The following is a 24156-nucleotide window of genomic DNA, read 5'->3' as shown; positions in this document are numbered from 1 at the left end:
AAAATATCCTGATAATTCATTATTAATTAGCTATATTTGTATATATTTTATATATGATATATATACAATATTAATTAAATAAAGAGAGAATTATAAAGAAGACATTGCCCAACGGATAAGAGATAAAGGTTTGGATGAAAATACAATAAAAGAATGTTTGGGTTGGTAACAATATTTTCAGGAACTTGTTGTATCCGCGCCTGTTGATGTTGTCCTTGGCAAGTGTTCCTCTGTGGTATGCCTTCTCCAAACAACGTATCCCTTTCTCCCTGTTATAGGCTTCCTTGCGGGCACGGTCTTCAGTGTATCCGACCATTTGACAGTCCGTCTTGGGCTGCTCCCATATCCATTGATGTGGCAGATTATAGTCCGTAGTAGTTAGTAAAGTTAACAGTGGGGACACAAATTTGCCCCACTGTTAACTTTACTAACGTAGTCTTACAGATTTGTCATCGTTTTTTGTAAAAATGCGTATTATTGAGAATGGAATTTCTCCCTTAAGTATTTCAAAGTCAGAGTTAAGAAGTACCTCACATGTATTAATATAGTTTTTGTCAAGCTTGTAAGATGCAATATCTTTTGTGATGAAGTATTCGTTAATCATATAGACAACAGGCTGTACCGTTTCTGGACAGTAAAGTTTACGAATTTCATCCAATGTTATAAATTCAGTTTCATTATCACGTTTAATGGTCACTTTCCCACTGTACTCGTTGTTATTGATAACTATCGGTTCTTTCAAATTCTCTTTAATCATCTTATCGCCTGGAGCTGCTTTCATGTCAATTCCAATGAAATTTTTGACAAATGTGTCATTAACATAGCATGCCACTTTCGGATTATTGAATTCTGCATCCGTCATCCTTTTCTTTTGACCATACGTAAATGTACACTGAAATATTGCAAATAAAAGCATTTGATACTTTATAAATTGAAAATTTTTAATCATATCTTTTTATTAATTATATTGTCTATTTTATGCTATAATTATCTATTGACTGCATACAGTCAATAGCGCCACATAAATCACTTGAACTAAATGTCTGATCACTTCCTTGAGTGCTTTTTGACGAATCATAATACGAATAAGTTCCTGTATTGGGATCATATCCGATCAATATTTATAGTCATATCCGCCAACAAAAGTACTCACCTGCTGTTTTGTCAAACACATTTCTTTATCTAATGCACTCAACGTCAATTTAGTTAATTTCATAATTGTATTTTATAAAGTTATTTTATGCTTTATGTACCTTTGAAGACACATAAATCCACCGATACATTGTCAAAGAACAGAGAATTTCAATATTTACAGATTTCCTTTTCTGAATTAATAATGATTGCCATTGAGACAACCTTAATAATTCTTTTTGGTTTTCTATTAATTAATTTCACATTTTGGCTTTAATTCCATTTTACACGACTCAACTTTTTGATATCATGCCATATTTCTTGCCTACAAATATACAATATATATTATATAATACAAAACAAAAACATATTTTTTTTATTTTATACAACAAAATATTTTGATAACACATTATTAATTAGCTATATTTGTACATATTTTATATATGACATATATACAATATTAATTAAAATAAAGAGAGAATGCTAAAAGAGAAAAGATTTTTATCCTTGAAAGATTTTGGACTTTCAATGGAGACAAACGTAAAACAACGTTCAGAAGAGTTTCAAAACTACATTGATCAAATGAATAAATTTGAGACAACGTGTTATTGGGTAACTGGCACAAGCGATGTTGGAGCAAAGATGACCTTGGAGGGGGTTAAAGATACTGTTTCCGCTTTTATCTCCAATGATTATCTTGGAATGTCACAACGTCCTGAAACAATAGAAGCTGGAGTAGAGGCTCTTCGTAAATACGGAACAGGGGCATGTGCGGCACAGGCCATTGGCGGATACCTCGATATTCATAAAAGACTGGAAAAGGAAATCGCTGAATTTGCCGGACAGGAAGACGCCATACTTTTCTCTTCAGGATTTGGCGCCAACACAGGCCTGCTACGCGCAATCCTCGGAATTAATGATATTGCATACGTAGATTCATACATCCATACAAGTGCCACAAGTGGGCTTAGAGGAACGAATATCAAACACATCGGACATAATGACACCCAATATTTGGATATGGTTCTTGAAAAAGAGAAAGGAATATATAAAACAAGCCTTGTCATCATTGATGGTGTCTACTCTCAAAACGGTGACTTATCCAAATTACCGGAATACATAGAGATTTGCAAAAAGCATGATTGCTTGTTAATGGTTGATGATGCGCATGGCATTGGTGTCATGGGAGAAAACGGCCGTGGAACAGCAGAGTATTTCAACTGTCTGGGGCAAGTGGATATTATAACAGGAACATTCAGCAAATCATTCGGGTGTGTAGGTGGATTTATAGCCGCATCAGAAAAAATGGTTCAATACTTAAGATATTATGCGGACAGCAATGTGTTTTCAGCGGCCATGACACCGCAAGTAGCAGGTTCAGTGTTAAAGGCTATAGAACTGATCAAGACAAGACCGGATATAAGAAAAAAATTATGGGATAATGTATATTATCTAAGAAAGAATTTACAAAACGCTGGTTTTGATATTGGAAATTCAGAGTCTCCCATATTTCCAATTATGGTTAAAGACAATGAAAAAGTATATAGAATAGCCGATTTGTTACAGAAACATTGTATATTTGCCAGTGGAATTACTTATCCTGCTGTCAGAACGAAAGAGGCAAGAATCAGGATAAGCGTCCTTGCATCACATGAAATGTGGCAATTAGACCATCTTGTAAATACATTAATTAGTATCAGAAAAGAAATTGATTTTTAATGGATTCCAAACCTCAAAAACGTTACAGAAGAACTAAGGCAGATATTGCTGAAGACATAAGAAAGGCTGCGATAGACCAAATTTTGAAAAATGGTTTTTCAGGTTCTTTAGTTACAGAAATTATCAAAAAGGCGAGAATAGAACCACCTGTTTTTTATAACAGATATAAAGATTTGGACGAGTTTTTCAGTGAATTGGTCAAAACCTGTGACTATTGGCTTATTAATATCGCCAATGATGCAGCAAAATATGAATCCACAAAGAAGCAATATATAGCTTTGCTCAAAGGTCTTATAGATTCCCTCAAAGAAAAATCTGTCATGTTGGAACTACTTAGATGGGAAGTTGCAGAAATAAACGACACCACCAGACGTACGGCTACAATACGGGAAATGTTCACGACACCCCTCACCGAGAATTACAGAAAACTGTTTGCGCATTCCGGTGTGGATTTTGTTGCCATTTCAGCAATCATCATTGGGGGAATATATTATTTAAGCCTGCATAGGGAGGTCGCAACATTCTGCGGAATAGATGTCGCTACAGAGGAGGGATGCAACCGCATTTCAAAAGCTGTCGAAACGTTGACCTGTATATTATTCTCATATATTGAACCAAGAGATACAAAAGAAGACATTGCCCAACGGATGAGAGATAAAGGTTTGGATGAAAATACAATAAAAGAATGTTTGGGTTGGTAACAATATACCTGAAAAACAATCATTCTCTGTTTTTCGATGTCCTATTGCATTTAAAATCTGCAATAGGACATCTATCTATTATTTTACCTTTTGAGATATTTTCGCCAAATGTCTGTATTAAACAGTACAAGAGAGGTAATTGAAAGTATATAAATATGAGCTTATTTCCAATATGCTCTATTATCTACCTTATCAACTGATGGGATACCGTGAAATCACTTGTTTATTTACACAAAAAGTTCCGGCCATCTTAAAATTTTGAAATCTATTTACATTTCAGATGAATGTAAAATTCTCTTCCGATGAATGGCCTATTCATGCTCAATGAATGGCATGTTCATCGACAGTGAATGGCCTATTCATCAAGCATGAACAGGCCATTCATTTTTGGCATACCTTTTGTTTAGTATTAATGTGTTGACTATCAACACGTTAAGCGTCTACGAGGAATTCTGAAAAACGAAAGAACAGCACTATGTGATTTTTTATTACATTTTAGAGCATTTCAGACGACACCTTTTTTAACTAATATTATCCAAACCGGGTAAATAGCAGACCTTCATCCCCCAACCTCGATTCATGACCGAATCTATTCCAGCAAGTCGGGACGCAAGCGGCTTGTTCTTTCCATTGCCTGATCTATCTCCCATGCCTTTATCTTTGCTTCATTCCCGCTAAGAAGAATCTCCGGCACTTTCCATCCCTTATAGTCTGCCGGCCGTGTATATATAGGGGCAGCAAGAAGATTGTCCTGAAAACAATCAGACAAGGCACTTTGATCATCGCTCAGCACACCGGGAACGAGACGCACTATGGCATCTGCCATTACCGCTGCGGCAAGTTCTCCACCCGTGAGTACATAATCACCGATCGATATCTCGCGTGTTATTATATGTTCGCGTATGCGATGGTCGATACCCTTATAATGACCGCAGAGTATTATAAGGTTGCCTTTCATGGAAAGCTCATTGGCCATGGGTTGGTCAAACCGTTCGCCATCAGGGGAGGTGAAGATAATCTCGTCATAATCACGCTCGGCCTTTAGCGCGCTGATGCAGCGGTCGATAGGCTCGCATTGCATCACCATGCCGGCAAATCCTCCGTATGGATAATCGTCTACGCGTCTCCATTTGTCGTTGGAATAATCGCGCAGATTATGAAGATGAATTTCTGCCAGTCCTTTCTTCTCGGCACGCGACAATATACTTTCGTGAACAAACCCCTCTATCATTTCGGGTAATACGGTGATAATATCTATTCTCATAGTTTGCAAAATTACAGCTTTTACGTGGAAATGTTCAGACAGAGTTGCTTAATAAATCTAAAAAAAGCAATGGATATGGGGGTCCATTGCTTTTTGATGTGTATTTAAAAGCGCATCATATTATGCGTTTTCCGATCGTTGTCCTTTCAAAACAAATGTGCTTAGAGAGACATCTTCTCAACACGTCTTTGATGGCGTCCGCCCTCAAAGGTGGTCTTGAAAAACTCATCCATAATCTTTGACGCAGTGTTATTATCGATGAAACGTCCAGGCATCACAAGCACATTCGCATCATTGTGCTGGCGTATGAGATGGGCTATTTCCGGAATCCATGCCAATCCAGCACGTATGCCCTGATGCTTGTTCAGCGTCATGCTTATACCTTCGCCACTGCCACAGATGCCGATTCCGGGATAAACCTCACCGCTTTCAATGCCGTTGGCCAAAGCATGGCCGAAGTCGGAATAATCGCAACTCTGGTCGCTGTAGGTTCCATAATCCTTATAGGGATAACCGTGCTCCTCAAGATATTGAATTACAAATTTCTTCAAAGGATAGCCTGCGTGGTCGCAGGCTATTCCTACTGTCTTTATATCCATAGAGATTATTCGGCCAGGAAATTCTTTACTTGCTTGTATACGTTCTCACCGGTATATCCCAATTTCTCGTCAAGCACCTTGTAAGGAGCTGAGAAACCGAAGCTCTGCATGCCGAACACACGTCCGTTTGCGCCTACAAGCCCTTCGAGCGTTACAGGCAGACCGGCGGTCATACCGAATATCTTAGCTCCCTTCGGAAGAATGCTTTCCTGATATTCCTTGCTTTGGTTGCGGAACAGGCCTTCAGACGGAACACTGACAATACGTATTCTGATACCGTCCTTGCGCAGAAGCTCAGCACCTGATACAAGAGTAGACACCTCAGAACCGCTTGCAAGAAGGATTACATCAAATTCGTCATCAGAACCGGCCACGATGTAAGCTCCCTTGCGGGCCTGCTCATAATCCGTGCCTGCCGGTAATTTGGTGATGTTCTGACGTGATAATACAAGCGCCGTTGGAGTTTCCATATTCTCCATGGCCATAGCCCAGCAAACGGTGGTCTCGTCGGCATCTGCAGGACGGAATACGCGGACACTGTCCTTGCCATGGTGGTTCTTGAGTTTTTCCATAAGACGTATCTGAGCTTCCTGCTCAACAGGCTCGTGGGTCGGGCCGTCTTCGCCGACGCGGAATGCATCGTGTGTCCATATAAACTTTATTGGCACTTCCATGAGTGCAGCCATTCGTACCGCAGGCTTCATGTAGTCGGAAAATACGAAGAATGTGCCGCAGGCCGGTATAACACCGCCATGCAGATACATACCGATACACATACATGCCATAGTAAGCTCGGCAACACCTGCCTGGAAGAATGCACCGCTGAAGTCATCTGCCTGCAATGATGTGGTCTTCTTAAGGAAACCGTCGGTCTTGTCTGAATTGGAAAGGTCGGCAGAAGCGCAGACCATATTCGGTACCTGCTCTGCAAGCACACCGAGACATGCAGCGCTTGCAGCACGTGTGGCTGAATTCTCTTTCTGAACGAGTGTGCTCCAATCTACTTTGGGGGCATTGCCGCCGAACCATTCTTTCATCATGGCAGCCTTCTCCGGGTTAGCCTTTGCCCACTCTGCCTCTGCCGCATGACGTTCTGCCACAATTCTCTTCAGTTCCTCTCTGCGGTCTGCGTATAGTTTCTCAACCTCAGGGAATACAACAAACGGATTCTCCGGGTCGGCACCGAGATTCCTCATGGTATTCTTATATGCGTCTCCACCGAGAGGCGCGCCATGTGTTCCGATATTGTGCTCGAAGCTTGAACCGTCTGCCTTAAGTGCGCCTTTGCCCATCACTGTCTTGCCGATAATAAGCGTAGGACGTTTTTCCTCTTTCTGGGCAGCCTTGATGGCCTCGCGTATCTCATCAGCATCATTACCGTTGATATTGATCACGTTCCATCCCCATGCCTTATATTTTGCCTCCGTATCTTCTTTCATCACCACATTGCACTCGGTGGACAGCTGGATGTCGTTACTGTCGTAGAACATGATAAGGTTGTTCAGACCAAGGATTCCTGCTATACGACCTGTGGCCTGAGAAATTTCCTCCTCAACGCCTCCATCGGAAATATATGCATAAATCTTATGCTGCATGACTTCCTTTCCAAGACGAGCCTCGAGGAATTTCTCTGCTATGGCAGCACCGGCACCGAAGGTATGCCCCTGGCCGAGAGGACCGCTGGTGTTCTCAATACCGCGATTCAAATCTCTTTCCGGATGTCCGGGAGTCGGTGAACCCCATTGACGGAATTCCTTAAGTTCGTCAAGAGTGAACTTGCCCTGCAGTGCAAGAGCGGAATAGAGCATGGGAGACATGTGTCCCGGATCAAGATAAAAACGGTCGCGTCCTTCCCATGTAGGATTTTCAGGATCGTAAACAAGGAACTCCGAGAAGAGTACATTGATGAAATCGGCTCCGCCCATGGCTCCGCCAGGATGGCCGGAATTTGCTTTCTCAACCATTGAAGCAGCAAGTATACGGATGTTGTCCGCTGCTTTGCTCATAAGAATCTTGTCATTCATATTCTCTTATATTTAATTATTTTTTATATGATTTTTATTGTGTCTATTTTACGTTCAATACTATTATAGACTTTGCAGGAACTTTTACATTGAGGGTATTCTTCTTCAGATTGGCTCCCTTGAATACCGCAGGCTTCACAACTTCGGGATGTTCAAAATCGTTATAATCGGTAATGTTCTTACATGTCAGAATCTTGCCCGAAACTGTTTTTGCCGTGATACCGTCAAGGTTTATCTTTATTGTCTGTTCCTTATCCAGGTTTACATTTGCCAATGACACTATCACGGAACCGTCTTTCTGTTTTGCCGCCGATGTGCTTAAAGCAGGAACTTTGCGTCCTTTTCTTGCTCTGTTGTCACCACGAACTTCAATGCTGTCGCACTTAATGCTCATTGGAAGATAAGTAGCTTCCTGGAATCCCTTATACATTTCAAACACGTGATATGTCGGGGTAAGCACCATGTGTCCCGTGCCTTTCTGATCTGTGAGAATCATAGACTGAAGTACATTCACAACCTGTGCGATGTTGGCCATGCGCACACGGTCGGTATGACGATGGAATACATTTAGAGACAATGCCGCTACAAACGCATCGCGCATGGAGTTCTGCTGATACAGATGTCCTTGTATTGTTCCGGGTTCTTCATCCCACCATGTTCCCCACTCGTCAACAAGCAGACCTATATTCTTCTTCGGGTCTTTCTCGTCCATGATTTTTGAATGCCTGTCAATCACATCCTCTATTTCAAGACATTTGCCTATTGTCCAATAATAGTCGTCATTATTGAATTTAATGGCAGAGCCTTTGCTTCCGCTCCATCCTGTTACTGTATAATAATGTAATGACACACCGTCCATTCTGTTTCCTATGTTATTCATAAGAACCTTGGTCCAATTGTAGTCATAGTCACTTGCTCCGCTTGCTATCTTATAGAGCCTGTTTCCATCATAATTGCGGCAATATACGGAATAGCGGCGATACAGGTCGGAATAGTATTCGGGACGCATGTTGCCACCGCATCCCCAGCTTTCGTTTCCGACACCGAGGAATTTCACTTTCCAAGCCTTGTCACGCCCGTTCTGACGGCGAAGTTTGGCCATCGGGGTGTCACCGTCGCTTGTCATATATTCAACCCATTTGGCAAGCTCTTCAACAGTTCCGCTTCCTACATTACCACTGATATAAGGTTCGCAGCCAAGCATCTCACATAGATTCAGAAACTCGTGCGTACCGAAAGAGTTGTCTTCTATTGTTCCTCCCCAGTTGTTGTTCTGCATCTTAGGACGTTTTTCCTTGGGGCCTATACCGTCTGTCCAATGGTATTCATCAGCGAAACATCCGCCCGGCCAGCGCAATACCGGAATCTGGAGATTCTTCAATGCCTCGAAGACATCTTTACGATAACCTTTTATATTAGGGATGTTTGAATCCTCACCGACCCACAGACCGCCATAGATACAAGAACCTAAGTGTTCGGCAAACTGGCCGTATATTTCCTTGTATATTTTCTGGCTGCCCTGGTTTACGTTTATGGTTGCTGTCGCCTCTTCCGCCGAAACAGCCAATGTGCTGCTTAAAATGAAAGCAGATGATATAAATAGTTTTCTCATGCGAATAGTTTATTTCTTATATTTTACCGCGGCCTCTTCTATGGCCAGACAGGTTCTGTAATTCTCAATATATGTGTTAAATCCTTCAACGTCTTCTGGAAGCGGGAAAACCTCTATACCGGCATCACCGCCAAACACACTGTTGTCAAGGTAATCGGCGAGTGTCATATTCTCATTGTTATTCACGAGATATGAGCCGAGCAATGCTATACCCCAAGCTCCGCCTTCTCCGGCTGTTTCCATTACGGATATTGGAGAGTTGATTGCAGCGGCAAGTATTCTTTGCCCTACGCCTTTGGTCTTGAACAATCCACCATGTCCTGTTATCCTGTCCACTTTCACTTTCTCTTCCTTGAAAAGGATATCGTTACCAATCTTCAGGACGCCTACGGATGCGTAGAGGTGTGAGCGCATGAAATTCGCAAGATTGAATTTGTCATTGGCGGAGCGCACAAACAAGGGTCTGCCCTCGGAAAGTCCTGTTACGGGTTCGCCCGAGAAGTAATTGTAGGCTATCAGTCCGCCACAGTCTGCATTTCCATTAAGTGCGTTGTTATACAACTTGCCATAGATCTCATTCATGTCAACAGGTATTCCAAGCAGTTCCTGATACTCGCGGAAAAGACCGACCCACGCATTCAGGTCTGAAGTACAGTTGTTGCAATGAACCATGGCCACTGGACTGCCGTCCGGAGTTGTTACCATGTCTATCATTTCATAAGGTTTTGACAAGTCCTTCTCCAAAACAATCATAGAAAAGGATGACGTGCCGGCAGACACGTTTCCTGTGTGAACCTTCACAGCGTTTGTCGCAACCATTCCCGTGCCGGCATCACCTTCCGGAGGACAAACAGGAATGCCGGGTTTCAGATGTCCGGAAATGTCAAGGCGTTTGGCACCTTCTTCAGTCAGGAATCCTGCATTTTCACCTGCAAGCAACACTTTAGGCAGAATGTCTAACAGCTTCCAGCCGTATCCTTTAGGAGCAACAAGTTCGTTGAACTTTGCCACCATGTCCGCATTGTAGTCTTTTGTCTCAGGATCTATAGGAAGCATACCTGAGGCATCACCGATTCCCAACACTTTGTTTCCTGTTATCTGCCAATGGATATAGCCGGCAAGAGTTGTAAGAAAATCAATGTTGCCCACATGCTCTTCCCTGTTCAATATAGCCTGATACAGATGTGATATACTCCATCTGAGCGGAATGTTATATACAAACAGTTCTGAAAGTTCCGCGGCAGCCTGGGCTGTGTTGGTGTTTCTCCATGTTCTGAATGGAACGAGAATCTCCTGTTTGTCGTTAAACGCCATATACCCATGCATCATTGCACTGATACCGATGGCTGCGAGTATTTCTATGTCTGTATCATATTGCTTCTTTACATTTGCCCGTAAGTCAGCGTAACAGTTTTGAACACCATTCCATATAGCTTCGATACTATAGGTCCAAAGACCGTCGACAAGCTGGTTTTCCCATTCGTGACTACCTTGCGCGATGGGCTTGTTGTCCTGGTCTATCAATATGGCTTTGATTCTTGTGGAACCAAATTCTATACCCAATATGGCCTTTCCTGCCTCAATGGTTGATTTTGCGTTTAAACTCATTATGAATATATTGATTTAATGAATATTTTATTAAGAGTTAAGAGGGAAACAACTATATCATTGATATCTGCAGTTACACAGTATGTCATTTCCCTTAACTCTTAATAAAACAAAAAAATATTAATTCAAGGCTTTATTCAACATATAATAAACCTCATTGAAACGCAATTCCTTACGGAAGTTCTCAACGGTAGTTTCATTATTTATGAAGAGACATTCAATGCCGGCAATTTCAGCATAATCCTGCCAGTACTCGTCTGTGAGGTCATAAGAGAAACAGCTGTGATGTGTTCCTCCGGCATAAATCCAGCACCCTGCACCAACCTCGAAGTTCGGCTGCGGAATCCACAGTGCTGATGCAACTGGAAGTTTTGGAAGCGGTTTCGGTTCAATGCAATCCACATCGTTGACGATGAGACGGAAACGGTTGCCCATGTCAACAACAGTTGCAGTAACGCCTTTTCCCACCTTAGATGTGAATACAAGACGTGCGGTTTTGCTCTTGCGGATACCTATTCCGAGGAAATGAACCTCAAGTCTTGGTTTAGATGAGGCAATGAGCGGACAGACTTCCAACATGTGTGACTGAAGAATGGAGCTCTGCTCACCATTAAAGTTAAGAGTATAATCTTCGAGGAACGAACATCCGTTAGGCAGACCTTGGTTCATCACCCATACGCTGCGATATAGAGCTGCAGACTTCCAGTCACCTTCCGCACCGAATCCATAGCCTTCTGCCATGAGACGCTGTGACGCCAAACCGGGTATCTGATCAAATCCCTTGCCTGTCTCTTCAACATTGATGTCACCAAGATCATCAAAGTTTGTTGTGAATCCTTTTGCACCCTTGGCCTTCAGAATTGCACGAAGTGCCAGTTCGGCCTTTGCAGCATTCCATACCTTCTTGTATTCTTCTGTCGTCTTATCCTCGAGTAATGCATCATGTTCGTACAGGCTGAAATATTCTGCCACCAATGTATCTACATCAGCATCGTTTATCTCGTTGAAGTATTTCATCACTTCGCTGAACGGGCAATAGTCAACGTGATATCCAAGAACCTGTTCTGCCGCAACTTTGTCTCCGTCTGTAACGGCAACATTGTTCATCTGGTCACCGAAGCGGAGTATCAGCATGTCCTGTGAGTCTGCCCATGCAGCACATACACGCTCCCATACGGCAATATGATCCTGTGTCTTGGCGTCTTTCCAATATCCGACAACAAGTTTGCGACGAATGCGCATGCGTGATATGATGTGACCGAATTCGCGGTCTCCGTGGGCGCTCTGATTCAGGTTCATGAAGTCCATATCCATTGTGTCCCATGGTATCTCCTCATTAAACTGTGTATGGAGGTGCAGCAAAGGCTTGTGAAGTATCTGAAGGCCATGAATCCACATCTTTGCAGGAGAGAATGTATGCATCCATGTTATTACACCGATACATTTTTTATCGTTGTTTGCCTGGGCGAAGATGTCTGCGACCTCTTTTGAACTGTTTGCTGTGCCTTTATATACAACCTTCACAGGGAGACGTCCGGAATTGTTCAGTCCGTCAACCATTTCTTTTGAGTGTCCGTCAACCTGCACTACAGCATCGCCTCCATACAGAAGCTGTGCTCCGGTTACAAACCATACTTCGTAATTTTCAAAAAAAGTATTCATAGTTTTATTGTTTTTAGTTATTGTATTAAAGATATTAATTCTTTTTCTTTTGTCCATAGTATGCATTCGGGCCATGCTTGCGGCTGAAATGCTTCTCTATAAGCAACGGATTCATTGTCGTTTGCGGATTTACAGAAAATGAGACAAATGCCATTTTGGCAACCTGCTCCATCACCACTGCATTATATACGGCATTGTCCGCGTCCTTACCCCATGAGAACGGACCGTGGTTTTTCACCAATACGCCTGGAGTATGTACAGGATTAATATTACCGGCCTTTATCCGTTTTACGATTACATTTCCAGTCTCCAATTCATAGTCTCCGCTGACTTCGGCTTCGGTCATTGAATCAGTGCAGGGGATGGAGTCATGAAAGTAGTCGGCATGTGTGGTTCCGATATTGGGGATGTCTTTTCCTGCCTGTGCCCATGCTGTCGCATAAGTTGAATGGGTATGTACGATTCCTCCTATTTCCGGGAATTCCCTGTATAAAACAAGGTGAGTCGGAGTGTCGGATGACGGATTAAGGTCACCTTCCACAACTTTTCCTGTTTCCAAGTCGACAACAACCATGTCGGATGCCTTCATATTGTCATAGCTCACTCCTGAAGGCTTTATTACTACAAGTCCCTTTTCACGGTCTATGCCTGAGACATTTCCCCATGTGAATATAACGAGATTGTGTTTTACTAAATCAAGGTTAGCACGAAACACTTTTTCTTTCAGTTCTTCTAACATAAGTATTTAAGATTTATTGATTACAATTTAAAATTCGGATCTTCCTTGTATATTCTTTTATTGAATCTGTAGAGTGAGGCTCCACGCTTTGAACTGCTCTTGTCTATAAGTTCTGTTTTTTCAATGAAATCCATTTCCTTTATACGTTTTCTGAAATTACGCTTGTCAACTTCCTCACCGCAAACCGCTTCATATACTTTCTGTAATTGCGTGAGTGTAAACAGGCTTGGTAACAACTGAAAACTTATAGGTTCGCGTGAAATCTGATTTTGCATCATTTTATGAGCCTTGGCTATCATTGAATTATGGTCGGAATACAGTTGGGGTATTTCATTTATATTAACCCATCTAACATCGTGTTCCAATTGTAATTCAGAATCGTAGTCTTTTGTATTTATCAAAGCATAATATACAATAGATATAACCCGTTCTCCCGGGTCACGGTCAACCTGACCGAAAGCGCCTACTTGACGCATATAAATGTTCTTTATTCCGGTAAGTTCCTGTAAAACTCTGTGTGCGGCATCGTCTACACTTTCATTGTTTTGCACAAAACCTCCATATAGGGATGCTTGCCCTAATCCCGGATTCATCTTTCGTTTGCCTATAAGTACTCTTAGTTCTCCTTCATCAAATCCGAATATGATGCAGTCAACGGATACAAGTACTTTGGAATATTCATTATAAAATTGAGTCATTATAAGACAACGTTTTCATTAAGCCAAACAATCCAAGTCATATTTGCTTGATATGGCATTAAGAGTGGTATATTTAGTTTAATAGTGAAGAGCACATAGCTCTTCACTATTTATGTTATTTACCAGAAATAATAGTAGAATGCAGCAGTAATTGCAAGAATAATTGCAGTGTGGATGACATCCCACTTATTCCAGCTCTTGCGTGTTGCCTCTATTTGCTCAGGTGTGGCAGTTCCGAAAACAAGTCCGCGTATCTTATCTTCTGATGGAGCTTCAGTAAACAGGCTGACAACAACGACGATGATGCAGCATACAAGCAACATCCAGCCACAGAAGAACAGCCAGTTTAAATCATAGAATACATATTTGAACAAATTCTCGGCCGCATCCGATGTGTTGCTGTAGTAAATCTTTGCACCTAAACGTGTAAGACCTATTATAAGACCGGAAAGCAAACCCCACATACCACCGAGGGCCGAGGTACGTTTCCAGCATATACCAAGCAGGAATGCTGCCGCGATACCGGGGGCGAGCACAGACTGGACATCCTGGAGATATGTATAAAGAACGTTACCAACAGAACGCATAACAGGAATCCACAAGATACCAAGGGCAACAATCACTACCGTTGCAGTCTGTCCGATAACAACGAGATGCTTCTCTGATGTATTTGGTTTGAAACGTTTGTAGAAGTCAATTGTAAACAACATCGCAGATGAGTTGAACAGAGATGCAAGTGAACTCATAAGAGCTGCAAGTATACCGCAAACGACCACGCCCTTAAGACCTGCAGGAAGCAACGTGGCAACAAGAGATGGGAATGCCGCATCAGCCGCATACTGTCCGGAAGCATCTGTCAGGTGATATACAACACCGTTAATTTCAACGCCTTTTGTATGCATCGCGTATGCAATCATACCGGGGATGAGGAACAGGAATACAGGCAACAATTTCAAATAAGCACCAAAGATTGCACCGCGGCGTGCTTCACGCTCATTACGTCCGGAAAGGACACGCTGAACAATAAACTGGTCTGTACACCAATACCAGAAACCGATTATGCTGGAACCGAGCAGCGCGCCAAGCCATGGAAAATCCGGGTCGTTGTTGCTGCGGATAAGGTTTACCATTGTATCTCCATAGTCATTTACGGCCTTTTCCGAACAAATCGCCATCATTTGATCCCAACCGCCAAGAGCCTTGAAACCAAAGAACAGGATGAATGCGGAACCGGCCAACAATATAGGAGTCTGAAGAACGGATGTCTTAAGAACGGATTCCATTCCTCCTATGATAGTGTAAAGGGCAGTGACAAGTACTAATCCGATGGCTGCAATCCAGAAAAAGTCTATTCCCCACAGTTTCTCTATTCCGAAAACCTGTTGGAACACAAGACCTCCGGCATATACCGTAACAGCCACTTTTGTCATGACGTATGAGATAAGGGAAATGAGCGACAAAATGGTCCGACTTGCTGAATTATAGCGACGTTCCAAGAACTCAGGCATTGTGAGAACCATAGAACGCTCATAGAACGGAACAAACACCCAGCCTAAAAGAAGAATCATCCATCCCTGAATTTCCCAATGCGCCATTGCCATACCTGATGAGGCACCGGCTCCGGCAAGTCCGATAAGATGTTCCGAGCCGATATTGGATGCGAAAATAGAGGTACCTATGGCAATCCATGTGGCATCACGGCCTCCAAGAAAATAATCGTCCGAATTTTCCTTTTTCTTTCTGATAACAGTGTAAACAATCCATATCATAAGTGCTACAAACGCACCAATGACAATCCAGTCTAATAATTCCATAATATTTCTTAGTTTTTAGTTTTAGATAATGAACTACTTGACAGAGAATTTATATGCGACATGGCTATAATACTTTTCTCCCGGCTTCAAATAAGGACTTGGCCAATCTTTTTTATTAGGTGAGTCAGGATATTTTTGACTCTCAAGACATACCGATACATGCTTTGGATATTTCACACCATTCTTACATGTAATGCCTGTGCCTTGGAAATTACCTGTATAAACCTGTACTCCCGGCTCATTTGTGAACATTTCAAGGAAAATTCCTGTTTGTGGAGAATAAAGACTCGCACACACCTGCGTGTCATCACCTTTTCCATCCTTGTAAGTATTCAAACACCAGTTGTGGTCATATCCAGTGGCGTTCCTTATCTGTTGGAATGTAGTGTCATTTATTGTTTCAGATAAGGCATGGGCTTTACGGAAATCCATAGGTGTCCCTTCTACAGGAGCGATTTCTCCTGTTGTCATATATGTAGAATCAGCGGGAGTGAAATTATCCGCATTTACATAAAGAATCATATTTGTTCCAACGTTTGACGGATCACCGTTCAAATTGAAATAACTGTGGTTTGTCATGTTCACGACAGTCTCTTTATCTGTTGTTGCCTCAAACGTTATATCGAGAGTGTTGTTACTCAGCACCGTGTATTTTGTGGTGGCCTTTACTGTGCCTGGGAAACCATTGTCACCATCCGGTGACACTATCGTAAGCAACAATGTGGTGTCATTAGGCTGTTCCGCATCATAAACCTGATACATCCATCCTGAGTTTCCACCGTGGAGACAGTGTCCGAAATTGTTTTTAGGAAGTTGATATTCCTGACCTTCTATTGTTATCTTTCCCTTATTAATGCGGTTGGCATAACGTCCAACCGATGAGCCGTAATCACTTGGAGAGTTTACTGTATCTGCATACTGGGCTATATTATCATAGCCAAGTACCACATCAGTGGGCTTCCCGTCTTTGTCGGGCACAACAAGCGACACCACACGTCCTCCGAAATTAGTGATGCACACTTCCATTCCGTTTTTGTTTTTAAGCGTGAACAACTCTGTTTTCTTTCCGTTAATAGTTGAGTCAAAAGCTGCCGGATCAAGCCCTGATATTGTCTTCTCCGACTGTTGTTCAGTTACACAAGAGGTCAGTACCATAGCAGATACTCCTATCACTGAAATTGATCTAAAAAGATTTTTCATTAATAATAAGTTTTTAGTTCTTAAATTAAATTGTATTATTTTGTCTGTAAAAGTACAATTATTATATGAAAAAACAAAGAGTTTTCATAAAAAAAACGTCCTAAAGTGTTTTATTTACACTATTAGGACGGTCTATTAACATTAATAAACGTTTCTACATGTCCACTTACTGGTCTTATGTGAAATTTATCATGGCTTTTGTCCTCTGGCTCTGAACTTTACATATTGCTGATTTATGTAAGTACTGATGTAGATTCCTTAGGTTTGACGGACATTTGGAATAAGTATGTTCTGATGCGGAACTGTATAAGCAGTTCTTTATTTATGTTCCATACACGAACAGGATAAAAACAAACAGTCCGGATGAAAAATCACCCGGACTGTTGTACTATGCATTAATCAGCAGATTTTACGCGCTCCGTCACCGATGACTACATCAATGATAACCGGTTCCTTACCATATTTCTCCTTAAATTTTGCCTTTGCCGTTTCGCAGAAATGCTTGTATAGGTCAGTCTCTACCAAGTTTATTGTACATCCGCCAAAGCCTCCGCCCATGATACGGCTACCAGTAACCATGCATTCCTTGGCTATTTCGTTAAGGAAATCAAGTTCTTCACATGATACTTCATAGTCCTTTGAAAGTCCTTCATGTGTTTCATACATCTTTTGGCCTACAGTCTCATAATCGCCTTTCTCCAAAGCCTCACATACGGCAAGAACCCTGAAATACTCACCGATAACATATTTGGCTCTCTTATAGTCCTCCTCGGAAATCTGATCCTTCACAGCCTCCAGCTTGTCCCAGTCTGCATCGCGAAGAGTTTCAACTCCAATAGCCTTGGCCACACGCTCACAACTGTTGCGGCGGTCATTATACGGTGAACCTACAAGGGCATGTTTTACACATGAGTTTACAAGCACGAGCTTATAGCCTTTCGGCTCCCATGGGAAATATTGGAACTCACCGCTACGGCAGTCAAGACGCATAAGGTTATTTGCCTTACCATGACAAGATGCGAACTGATCCATTATTCCGCAGTTCACGCCTATATACTTATGCTCTGTTGCCTGTCCCACTTTAGCAAGTGTCATACGGTCTGTATCACCTTTGCCGAAAAGGTCGTCGAGAGCAAATGCAAAGCAGCTTTCAAGAGCTGCGGATGAGGACATACCGGCACCAAGTGGAACATCTCCTGCAAAAGCTGTATTAAAGCCTTCAACGGGAATACCGAGAGCCATCATCTCCCTACATACACCGAAGATATAACGGAAGTGTGTGGCCGACGGTCCTTTTTCATCATCCAATGAAAATTCGGCATAGTCTTTCAAATCTATGGAATATGCACGTACCATACGTGTTCCATTAGGTTTGATTTCCGCCATCATACCCTGCTGTACCGCACCCGGGAAAACAAAACCACCGTTGTAGTCTGTATGCTCACCGATAAGGTTAATACGGCCAGGAGCGGCATATATAGAACCTGTTGTTCCATCAAAATGCTTGATAAAACGTCTTCTTACGTCATCGATTGTTAGTTTCATAATTGTATTTTATTTAGTTGAAGTTATTTTATTTTCGGATGTCTTATTGTAATCGAACCATTATCATTATGGTAATACCGTGATTATCCTTTTCCGCTTATACCGATCTTGCTTCCCCAATTACAGAACCATATCTCATAGGCATAATACACGAACATGAGGCAAAGTGCCGTACCTACACTTGATATGTCAACAACCCATCCCATGAGCAATGGAAGTGTGGCAGCACCGATAACACCCATATTGATGATACCCGATGCAGCCTTTGTGTGAGGGCCAAGTTCCTGAAGACCGAGATTGAAAATCAAAGGCCACATCACCGAGTGGAACAGACCTGCTGCCAGAAGAGCGTATGCACTTGCCATACCGGACAACACAAACGATATTCCTACACATACGAGACCACCAAGCAGACATGCCATAAGAATTGCACGCGGCTTGAACTTGTTGAGTATTGCAGCACCGGCAAATCGTCCTACCATCATGCCGCCCCAATACAGAGGCAGGTATTCTGTCGCATTGTCTATTTTATAAGGAAGCATCGAAGGTATACCTATTTCAAGTCCCATATACATAAATATACCAAGAGCCCCGAAATACACGTGAGGATACTTGAACACGCTGTCCTTATATTGTGTGTTGTGTCCTGCTTCCGCTGCCTGTTCTTCCTCGTTTATGTTCGGCAGCTTCAGGAAAAACAGTATTACACAAAGCAAAAGAGTAAACAAGCCCAGACCGAGAAACGGACCCGGAACCGCGTCAGGAGTAGGCGTCTGTCCTTTTATTATGGCAAATGATATAAACATGGGTGCAAGTGTTGTTGCAACAGAGTTAAGGGCCTGGCTCAAAGTCATGCGGAACGCACCTGTCTCCGGAGCTCCAAGAACCATTACGTATGGGTTGGCAACAAGCTGCAACATAACGATACCCAGCGCAACAATGCACATTGAGCATAGGAATACCAAATATACGGAATTAGAGCCTATTGTGGCTGATATGCCAAGATAGTTGGCGACGAATCCCATGGCGACAACGAATAAACCCAATATAAGAGTGCTCTTATAGCCGATTTTACTCATCATTAATGCAAATGGTATGGACAAAGCATACGCACCGTAAAAAGCAACGTTTACATATTGCCCCTGCCGGGCGTTGAGATCAAATGCTTTTGTACAGAACTCAATCATCGAATTGTTCATTGTCGTAACAAAACCGATGAGGAAACATACGATAATAACTACAGTAAGCGCAAACGTGTAGTTTGGTGTTTGTTTTTGATTCATTGTGATTTTGAGTGTGATAGATTTTATATAAAAAGTTAATTTTCCTATTTCTCTACACCGAACTTATAGATGGTCTTCTGCTTATAATGTTTGTCAGGTGTCAGTATTACAGAAGGGAAGTACGGGTGGTTCGGAGTGTCTGGGAAGTGCTGGCATTCAAAACATATTGCCGAACGGCGTGGGAATGTAGCCCCGTGCTGACCGGCATATCCGTCAGCCCAATTATCGGAATACACCTGTACTCCAGGCTCTGTTGTATATACTTCCATTGTACGTCCGCTTACGGGCTCCGTTATCTTTGCGGCATAGCTCAACTCGCCTTCTTCTTTTTTGTTGAGAACAAAGCAATGGTCGTATCCTGCTCCGTTTTTTATCTGCTCGTCATCCGCATCAATGTCTTTTCCTATTTCCTTTGGTGTACGGAAGTCGAACGGTGTGCCTTTTACAAAGCGTATTTCTCCTGTCGGTATTGAAGTGTCGTCAATAGGAAGATAATAATCGGCATTGATTTCGCAAACTAAATTATTAATAGCGGGAGTCGGGTTTGCGATACCGGCCAGGCTAAAGAATCCGTGATGTGTAAGATTTATTATTGTTTTCTTGTTGGTTGTTGCCAAATACTCTATTACGAGTTCGTTGTCATCAGTGAAAGTAAATTCAACTGTTATGCGGCATTCTCCCGTGAAACCCTCCTCACCATAGGCAGATACATAATTAAGTGCCAATGACCTCGGTCCCATCTGGCGGGCATCCCACACACGTGCATGATATCCCGTCGGGCCGCCATGCAAGGCATTAGGACCATTGTTTACAGCCAATTGATAATCTTTTTTATTTAAAGTGAACTGTCCGCGGCATATACGGTTGCCATATCGCCCGATAAGTGTCGACAGGAAAGGTTCCGGACTGTTAATCACATCTTGAATGTTGTCATGTCCTTGAATAACGTTTGCAATGTTGCCGTCTTTATCGGGCACCATGATGGCCACAATCGCACCACCGTAGTTTGTTATTGCAACTTCATAGCCTTTTCTGTTTTTTAATATATATAAATCAGTTTTTTTCCCATTCACAATGGTCTGAAAATCTTTCCGATTCAAACCGCATAGGTTTGCACTTCCTGTTGTGTTCGTCATACTCGCTGTTTTTTAGTTATTGATTGCTAATTTGATTGTATTTGCAAAGTAACCAAAAAAAAACGGAAATCACAAATTAAACAGTAAAAAACATGGAGTTTAATGTTAAAAACACCTAAATACAACTATTTAAAAAGTCTGCGACAATATAGCTGCTGCCGCCTATGAATATGAAGTCTTCTTTTTCTGCAGCGAGACAGGCGGCACGGAAAGCGTCTGCCACTGTCGGGTAAGCTTCTCCCCTATGCCCATATCGTGAGGCATATTCCGATATTTTCTCTTCGCTGACAGCTCTTTTATTGTTTGCTTTAGTGAAATAGTATAATGCATTATCCGGTAGCAATTTAACGACACTATCTATATCCTTGTCATTCACCATACCAAATATAACATGCATCTTTCGGCATTTTATTTCCTTCAGCTGCTTGCCAAGATAATGCCATCCGCCGGTATTATGTCCGGTGTCGCATACGACTTTGGGATTCTCGCCTACTGTTTGCCATCTGCCAAAGAGTCCGGTTTTCCTTACAACACCCTCCAAAGCTTCATTAAGTTTATTGGCTGGAATTTCACCATCGTATGGTATGTGTAGCTTTTCATTGCATTCACTTAGCAGCACATTGAAGGCGACGAGCGAAGTGTTGGAGTTTTTAGGTTGATACAACCCTCCGAGTATGCCGTGTAATATCCCATAATGCAGAGTGTTATACTCGAATCCTTCAATTTTATGTTTAGCATAATCCAGTACCTCGCGATTGTCTTCCGCAAATATTAAAGGTGAGTTTTTTTCCTTTGCTGTCATCTCAAATACAGGCCTTGTTTCAGATGTGGCCTCACCTATTACAACGGGGACACCAGGTTTTATTATTCCGGCTTTCTCACTTGCTATTTTTGTCAAAGTGTCGCCAAGGAATTGAGTATGGTCAAAACTGATATTTGTGATCACCGAAAGAACAGGAGTTATTATATTCGTACAGTCAAGTCTTCCTCCGAGTCCTACCTCTATTATCGCGACGTCAACTTTCATGTCGCTGAAATACTTGAATGCCAGTGCTGTTGTCACCTCAAAGAATGACGGATGAAGTGAGTCAATGAAATCTTTATCGTCTCTGACAAAGTCAACGACATAATCCTTGCCTACCGGCACCCCGTTTATCTTTATTCTTTCACTGAAATCAACAAGATGTGGAGAGGTGTACAGACCGACTTTATATCCGAATGTCTGAAGAATCGCAGCCAATGTATGTGAGCAAGAACCCTTCCCGTTTGTTCCTGCGATGTGGATTGTCGGATAGTTTCGGTGCGGATGTCCGAAATACTTGTCTAAGGCAAGTGTGTTGGACAGTCCCTCCTTATATCCGCTTTTCCCGTCACGTTCAAACATAGGCATCTGACAAAACAGATACTCTACAGTCTCATTATAACTCATCTTTTTGCACATGTCATTGTATGGTAAAATCTGTTTGTATATAAAATCTCCATTCCTCTGTATCCCATATAGGACCAGAGGATGGAGATGTTTTCCCTGCTGCCAATATTAGACACCTAATATATAATATAAGGTTGTCAGCTGAAATAATTCTTGAATTTCTGAAATATAGACTGCCTGGTTGCGCTGTCACCCTTGAAGTTGTCGCTTCCGACAAAAGATCTCACCGCTTCCTTTTCGTCTTTACTCAAGGTCTTGGGTATGTATACACTTATGTTTACTACGAGGTCTCCTGTTCCGCCATGCCCGTATCCTTGTATTGCAGGAAGTCCTTTTCCCCTCAACCTGAGAGTTTTTCCGGGTTGGGTACCCGGCTCTATCCTTACCTTTACCGTCGGGCCGTCTATTGTTGGAATTTCCACTTCGTCTCCCAATATTGCTGTCGGTATGTCGAGTAAAAGATTGTATATGACATCGTTGCCGTCTCTTACAAAAATGTCGTTTCCTTCCTCTTCTATATATACCTGAATGTCTCCGTTGATGCCGTTATGCATACCGGCATTTCCCTTGCCCGGTACGTTTACGACCATTCCTTCCGCGACGCCTGCCGGTATCTTTATCTCTACGACTTCTTCTCCTTTCACGACACCGCTGCCTCCGCATTCACGGCATTTGTTCTTGATGACCTTTCCTTCACCATTACAGGTGGGACAAACGCTTTGCGTCTGCATCATTCCGAAGATACTTTGTGTTGTATGTGTCACAACACCGGCCCCATGACATGTCGGACATGTGTCGCTCCCGCTTCCGGCCTCGGCACCGCTACCATGGCAATGGCCGCAGCAAACGTCTTTTCTTACTTTAAACTTCTTGGTCACTCCATGGGCAATCTCGCTTAATGAAAGCTTAACCTTAAGGCGCAAATCGTTTCCGCGGTATTGCTGGGCACGGCGTTGGCCACCGCCTCCGAAACCACCGAAACCACCGGCACGTCCTCCGAATATGTCGCCAAACATAGAGAATATGTCATCCATATTCATTCCGGCTCCGCCACCGAATCCACCGAAACCGCCTTGCGGGCCGTTGAATCCGAACTGGTCATATTGCTGACGCTTCTGAGGGTCATGAAGGATGTCGTATGCTTCTGCCGCCTCTTTAAATTTGTCTTCAGCCTCTTTGTTGCCTGGATTACGGTCGGGATGCCATTTGATGGCAATCTTCCTGTACGCTTTCTTTATTTCGTCTTCCGATGCGTTTTTACTGACACCCAAGACCTCGTAATAATCTCTTTTAGCCATTGTCTGTTATTGTCCAACCGCCACTTTGGCATGGCGTATTACTTTGTCGTTGAGTTTGTACCCTGTCTGCACACAGTCTATCACCTTGCCCTTCTTGTCATCACCCATACCGGGCACCATGGCAATGGCTTCATGCATGTCTGTGTCAAAGTCCGCATTGTCGGTATCTATCTTTTTCACTCCCTGGCTTTCAAGTATCTTTATGCATTTTGCATATATAAGTTCCATGCCTTCACGCAGAACTTTCGGATCTTCAGTCTTGTCTCCGTTGGCAATGGCCCTTTCCATGTCATCTACAACGGGTAACAATGCAGAGATTACCTTTTCACCGCCATTAAGAATCAGTTCCGTCTTTTCTTTCAGTGTACGTTTTCTGTAGTTTTCAAATTCGGCGACAGAGCGCAAATATTTGTCCTTCAATGCGGCAATCTCTTCATTGGCAGCATCTATAGGGTCCTTTTCAACAGCCGGTTCTTCGGTCTCGCAGTTGCCGTCTTCTGTTTTGTCAGACTCGCCTGTATTGCCGTTTTCCAAATTGTTTTCGGTATCATCGCTCACATTGCCTGTCGCTTCCTTCGTATTTTCCGATTTCAACTCATCACCGTCGATGGTGTCGCCTTTTGTAATATTAATATCTTTTTCCATGTCTATAAAATATTTTATCGGCATACTTGCAAATAGTATGCCGATTTTT

At 42.5% G+C, this 24156-nt stretch carries 19 protein-coding genes and 1 pseudogene; 2 read left to right on the top strand and 18 right to left on the bottom strand.

The window, feature by feature from the left end; translation table 11 throughout:
• Positions 1–172: 172 nt before the first annotated feature.
• Both HPS56_RS13430 and HPS56_RS11925 read right to left on the bottom strand, forming a co-directional pair.
• A pseudogene (locus HPS56_RS13430) lies at positions 173–349 on the bottom strand (IS1634 family transposase); the annotation flags it as partial.
• A 78-nt stretch (positions 350–427) separates the two neighbouring features.
• A complete protein-coding gene (locus tag HPS56_RS11925) occupies positions 428–949 on the bottom strand; it encodes a hypothetical protein (protein ID WP_172276936.1) in 522 nt (173 codons plus the stop codon).
• Positions 950–1611: 662 nt separating this feature from the next.
• Between HPS56_RS11925 and HPS56_RS11920 the strand changes: the two genes are divergently transcribed.
• Positions 1612–2850 carry an aminotransferase class I/II-fold pyridoxal phosphate-dependent enzyme gene (locus HPS56_RS11920; protein ID WP_172276933.1) on the top strand — a complete coding sequence of 413 codons (1239 nt, stop codon included), beginning with the start codon at positions 1612–1614 and terminating at the stop codon, positions 2848–2850.
• Complete coding sequence (locus HPS56_RS11915; RefSeq protein WP_172276930.1) at positions 2850–3551, top strand: TetR/AcrR family transcriptional regulator; 702 nt, start codon at positions 2850–2852, stop codon at positions 3549–3551. The genes HPS56_RS11920 and HPS56_RS11915 overlap by 1 nt, the downstream gene beginning before the upstream one ends.
• A 589-nt stretch (positions 3552–4140) precedes the next feature.
• Here the strand turns inward: HPS56_RS11915 and trmD are convergent.
• The 16 genes from trmD to HPS56_RS11835 all read right to left on the bottom strand — a co-directional run bounded on the left by trmD (position 4141) and on the right by HPS56_RS11835 (position 24107).
• Positions 4141–4815 carry a tRNA (guanosine(37)-N1)-methyltransferase TrmD gene (trmD, locus tag HPS56_RS11910; protein ID WP_172276927.1) on the bottom strand — a complete coding sequence of 225 codons (675 nt, stop codon included), beginning with the start codon at positions 4813–4815 and terminating at the stop codon, positions 4141–4143.
• 161 nt (positions 4816–4976) lie between these two features.
• Positions 4977–5414: an RpiB/LacA/LacB family sugar-phosphate isomerase gene (locus HPS56_RS11905; protein WP_172276924.1), complete on the bottom strand. Its 438-nt coding sequence runs from the start codon at positions 5412–5414 to the stop codon at positions 4977–4979.
• 5 nt (positions 5415–5419) lie between these two features.
• Positions 5420–7438 carry a transketolase family protein gene (locus tag HPS56_RS11900; RefSeq protein ID WP_172276921.1) on the bottom strand — a complete coding sequence of 673 codons (2019 nt, stop codon included), beginning with the start codon at positions 7436–7438 and terminating at the stop codon, positions 5420–5422.
• Positions 7439–7481: 43 nt separating this feature from the next.
• Positions 7482–9050, bottom strand: a complete 1569-nt coding sequence (locus HPS56_RS11895; RefSeq protein ID WP_172276918.1) for an alpha-N-arabinofuranosidase — start codon at positions 9048–9050, stop codon at positions 7482–7484.
• A gap of 9 nt (positions 9051–9059) precedes the next feature.
• A complete protein-coding gene (locus HPS56_RS11890; protein WP_172276915.1) occupies positions 9060–10658 on the bottom strand; it encodes a xylulokinase in 1599 nt (532 codons plus the stop codon).
• 120 nt (positions 10659–10778) lie between these two features.
• A complete protein-coding gene (gene araA, locus HPS56_RS11885; protein WP_172276912.1) occupies positions 10779–12320 on the bottom strand; it encodes an L-arabinose isomerase in 1542 nt (513 codons plus the stop codon).
• 34 nt (positions 12321–12354) lie between these two features.
• Positions 12355–13059, bottom strand: coding sequence for an L-ribulose-5-phosphate 4-epimerase (locus HPS56_RS11880; RefSeq protein ID WP_172276909.1), 705 nt, complete (start codon positions 13057–13059; stop codon positions 12355–12357).
• 20 nt (positions 13060–13079) lie between these two features.
• On the bottom strand, positions 13080–13757 hold the full coding sequence (locus HPS56_RS11875; RefSeq protein WP_172276906.1) for an NUDIX hydrolase: 678 nt from the start codon (positions 13755–13757) through the stop codon (positions 13080–13082).
• A gap of 119 nt (positions 13758–13876) precedes the next feature.
• Positions 13877–15571 (bottom strand): sodium:solute symporter, encoded by a 1695-nt coding sequence (locus tag HPS56_RS11870; RefSeq protein WP_172276903.1) that lies wholly within the window; start codon positions 15569–15571, stop codon positions 13877–13879.
• A 33-nt stretch (positions 15572–15604) separates the two neighbouring features.
• On the bottom strand, positions 15605–16771 hold the full coding sequence (locus tag HPS56_RS11865; protein ID WP_172276900.1) for an aldose epimerase family protein: 1167 nt from the start codon (positions 16769–16771) through the stop codon (positions 15605–15607).
• A 399-nt stretch (positions 16772–17170) separates the two neighbouring features.
• Positions 17171–18316, bottom strand: a complete 1146-nt coding sequence (gene galK, locus HPS56_RS11860; RefSeq protein ID WP_172276897.1) for a galactokinase — start codon at positions 18314–18316, stop codon at positions 17171–17173.
• Positions 18317–18399: 83 nt separating this feature from the next.
• Positions 18400–19599: an MFS transporter gene (locus HPS56_RS11855; protein WP_172276894.1), complete on the bottom strand. Its 1200-nt coding sequence runs from the start codon at positions 19597–19599 to the stop codon at positions 18400–18402.
• Positions 19600–19643: 44 nt separating this feature from the next.
• Complete coding sequence (locus tag HPS56_RS11850; RefSeq protein WP_172276891.1) at positions 19644–20735, bottom strand: aldose epimerase family protein; 1092 nt, start codon at positions 20733–20735, stop codon at positions 19644–19646.
• Between the two features lie 115 nt (positions 20736–20850).
• On the bottom strand, positions 20851–22164 hold the full coding sequence (locus HPS56_RS11845; protein WP_172276888.1) for a bifunctional folylpolyglutamate synthase/dihydrofolate synthase: 1314 nt from the start codon (positions 22162–22164) through the stop codon (positions 20851–20853).
• 137 nt (positions 22165–22301) lie between these two features.
• Positions 22302–23462, bottom strand: a complete 1161-nt coding sequence (gene dnaJ / locus HPS56_RS11840; protein ID WP_172276885.1) for a molecular chaperone DnaJ — start codon at positions 23460–23462, stop codon at positions 22302–22304.
• Positions 23463–23468: 6 nt separating this feature from the next.
• Positions 23469–24107 carry a nucleotide exchange factor GrpE gene (locus HPS56_RS11835; protein ID WP_172276882.1) on the bottom strand — a complete coding sequence of 213 codons (639 nt, stop codon included), beginning with the start codon at positions 24105–24107 and terminating at the stop codon, positions 23469–23471.
• Between the last annotated feature and the right edge of the window lie 49 nt (positions 24108–24156).

Source organism: Xylanibacter muris, assembly GCF_013166605.1.
Lineage (GTDB): Bacteria > Bacteroidota > Bacteroidia > Bacteroidales > Bacteroidaceae > Prevotella > Prevotella muris.
Note: the sequence above shows the minus strand (reverse complement) of the source record. Positions and strands in the feature narration are given on the sequence as shown.

What these genes read in the sequence shown, in the direction of transcription:
- HPS56_RS11925 (WP_172276936.1), bottom strand. Translation starts at nt 949, where the DNA reads ATGATTAAAAATTTTCAATTTATAAAGTATCAAATGCTTTTATTTGCA.
- HPS56_RS11920 (WP_172276933.1), top strand. Translation starts at nt 1,612, where the DNA reads ATGCTAAAAGAGAAAAGATTTTTATCCTTGAAAGATTTTGGACTTTCA.
- HPS56_RS11915 (WP_172276930.1), top strand. Translation starts at nt 2,850, where the DNA reads ATGGATTCCAAACCTCAAAAACGTTACAGAAGAACTAAGGCAGATATT.
- trmD (WP_172276927.1), bottom strand. Translation starts at nt 4,815, where the DNA reads ATGAGAATAGATATTATCACCGTATTACCCGAAATGATAGAGGGGTTT.
- HPS56_RS11905 (WP_172276924.1), bottom strand. Translation starts at nt 5,414, where the DNA reads ATGGATATAAAGACAGTAGGAATAGCCTGCGACCACGCAGGCTATCCT.
- HPS56_RS11900 (WP_172276921.1), bottom strand. Translation starts at nt 7,438, where the DNA reads ATGAATGACAAGATTCTTATGAGCAAAGCAGCGGACAACATCCGTATA.
- HPS56_RS11895 (WP_172276918.1), bottom strand. Translation starts at nt 9,050, where the DNA reads ATGAGAAAACTATTTATATCATCTGCTTTCATTTTAAGCAGCACATTG.
- HPS56_RS11890 (WP_172276915.1), bottom strand. Translation starts at nt 10,658, where the DNA reads ATGAGTTTAAACGCAAAATCAACCATTGAGGCAGGAAAGGCCATATTG.
- araA (WP_172276912.1), bottom strand. Translation starts at nt 12,320, where the DNA reads ATGAATACTTTTTTTGAAAATTACGAAGTATGGTTTGTAACCGGAGCA.
- HPS56_RS11880 (WP_172276909.1), bottom strand. Translation starts at nt 13,059, where the DNA reads ATGTTAGAAGAACTGAAAGAAAAAGTGTTTCGTGCTAACCTTGATTTA.
- HPS56_RS11875 (WP_172276906.1), bottom strand. Translation starts at nt 13,757, where the DNA reads ATGACTCAATTTTATAATGAATATTCCAAAGTACTTGTATCCGTTGAC.
- HPS56_RS11870 (WP_172276903.1), bottom strand. Translation starts at nt 15,571, where the DNA reads ATGGAATTATTAGACTGGATTGTCATTGGTGCGTTTGTAGCACTTATG.
- HPS56_RS11865 (WP_172276900.1), bottom strand. Translation starts at nt 16,771, where the DNA reads ATGAAAAATCTTTTTAGATCAATTTCAGTGATAGGAGTATCTGCTATG.
- galK (WP_172276897.1), bottom strand. Translation starts at nt 18,316, where the DNA reads ATGAAACTAACAATCGATGACGTAAGAAGACGTTTTATCAAGCATTTT.
- HPS56_RS11855 (WP_172276894.1), bottom strand. Translation starts at nt 19,599, where the DNA reads ATGAATCAAAAACAAACACCAAACTACACGTTTGCGCTTACTGTAGTT.
- HPS56_RS11850 (WP_172276891.1), bottom strand. Translation starts at nt 20,735, where the DNA reads ATGACGAACACAACAGGAAGTGCAAACCTATGCGGTTTGAATCGGAAA.
- HPS56_RS11845 (WP_172276888.1), bottom strand. Translation starts at nt 22,164, where the DNA reads ATGAGTTATAATGAGACTGTAGAGTATCTGTTTTGTCAGATGCCTATG.
- dnaJ (WP_172276885.1), bottom strand. Translation starts at nt 23,462, where the DNA reads ATGGCTAAAAGAGATTATTACGAGGTCTTGGGTGTCAGTAAAAACGCA.
- HPS56_RS11835 (WP_172276882.1), bottom strand. Translation starts at nt 24,107, where the DNA reads ATGGAAAAAGATATTAATATTACAAAAGGCGACACCATCGACGGTGAT.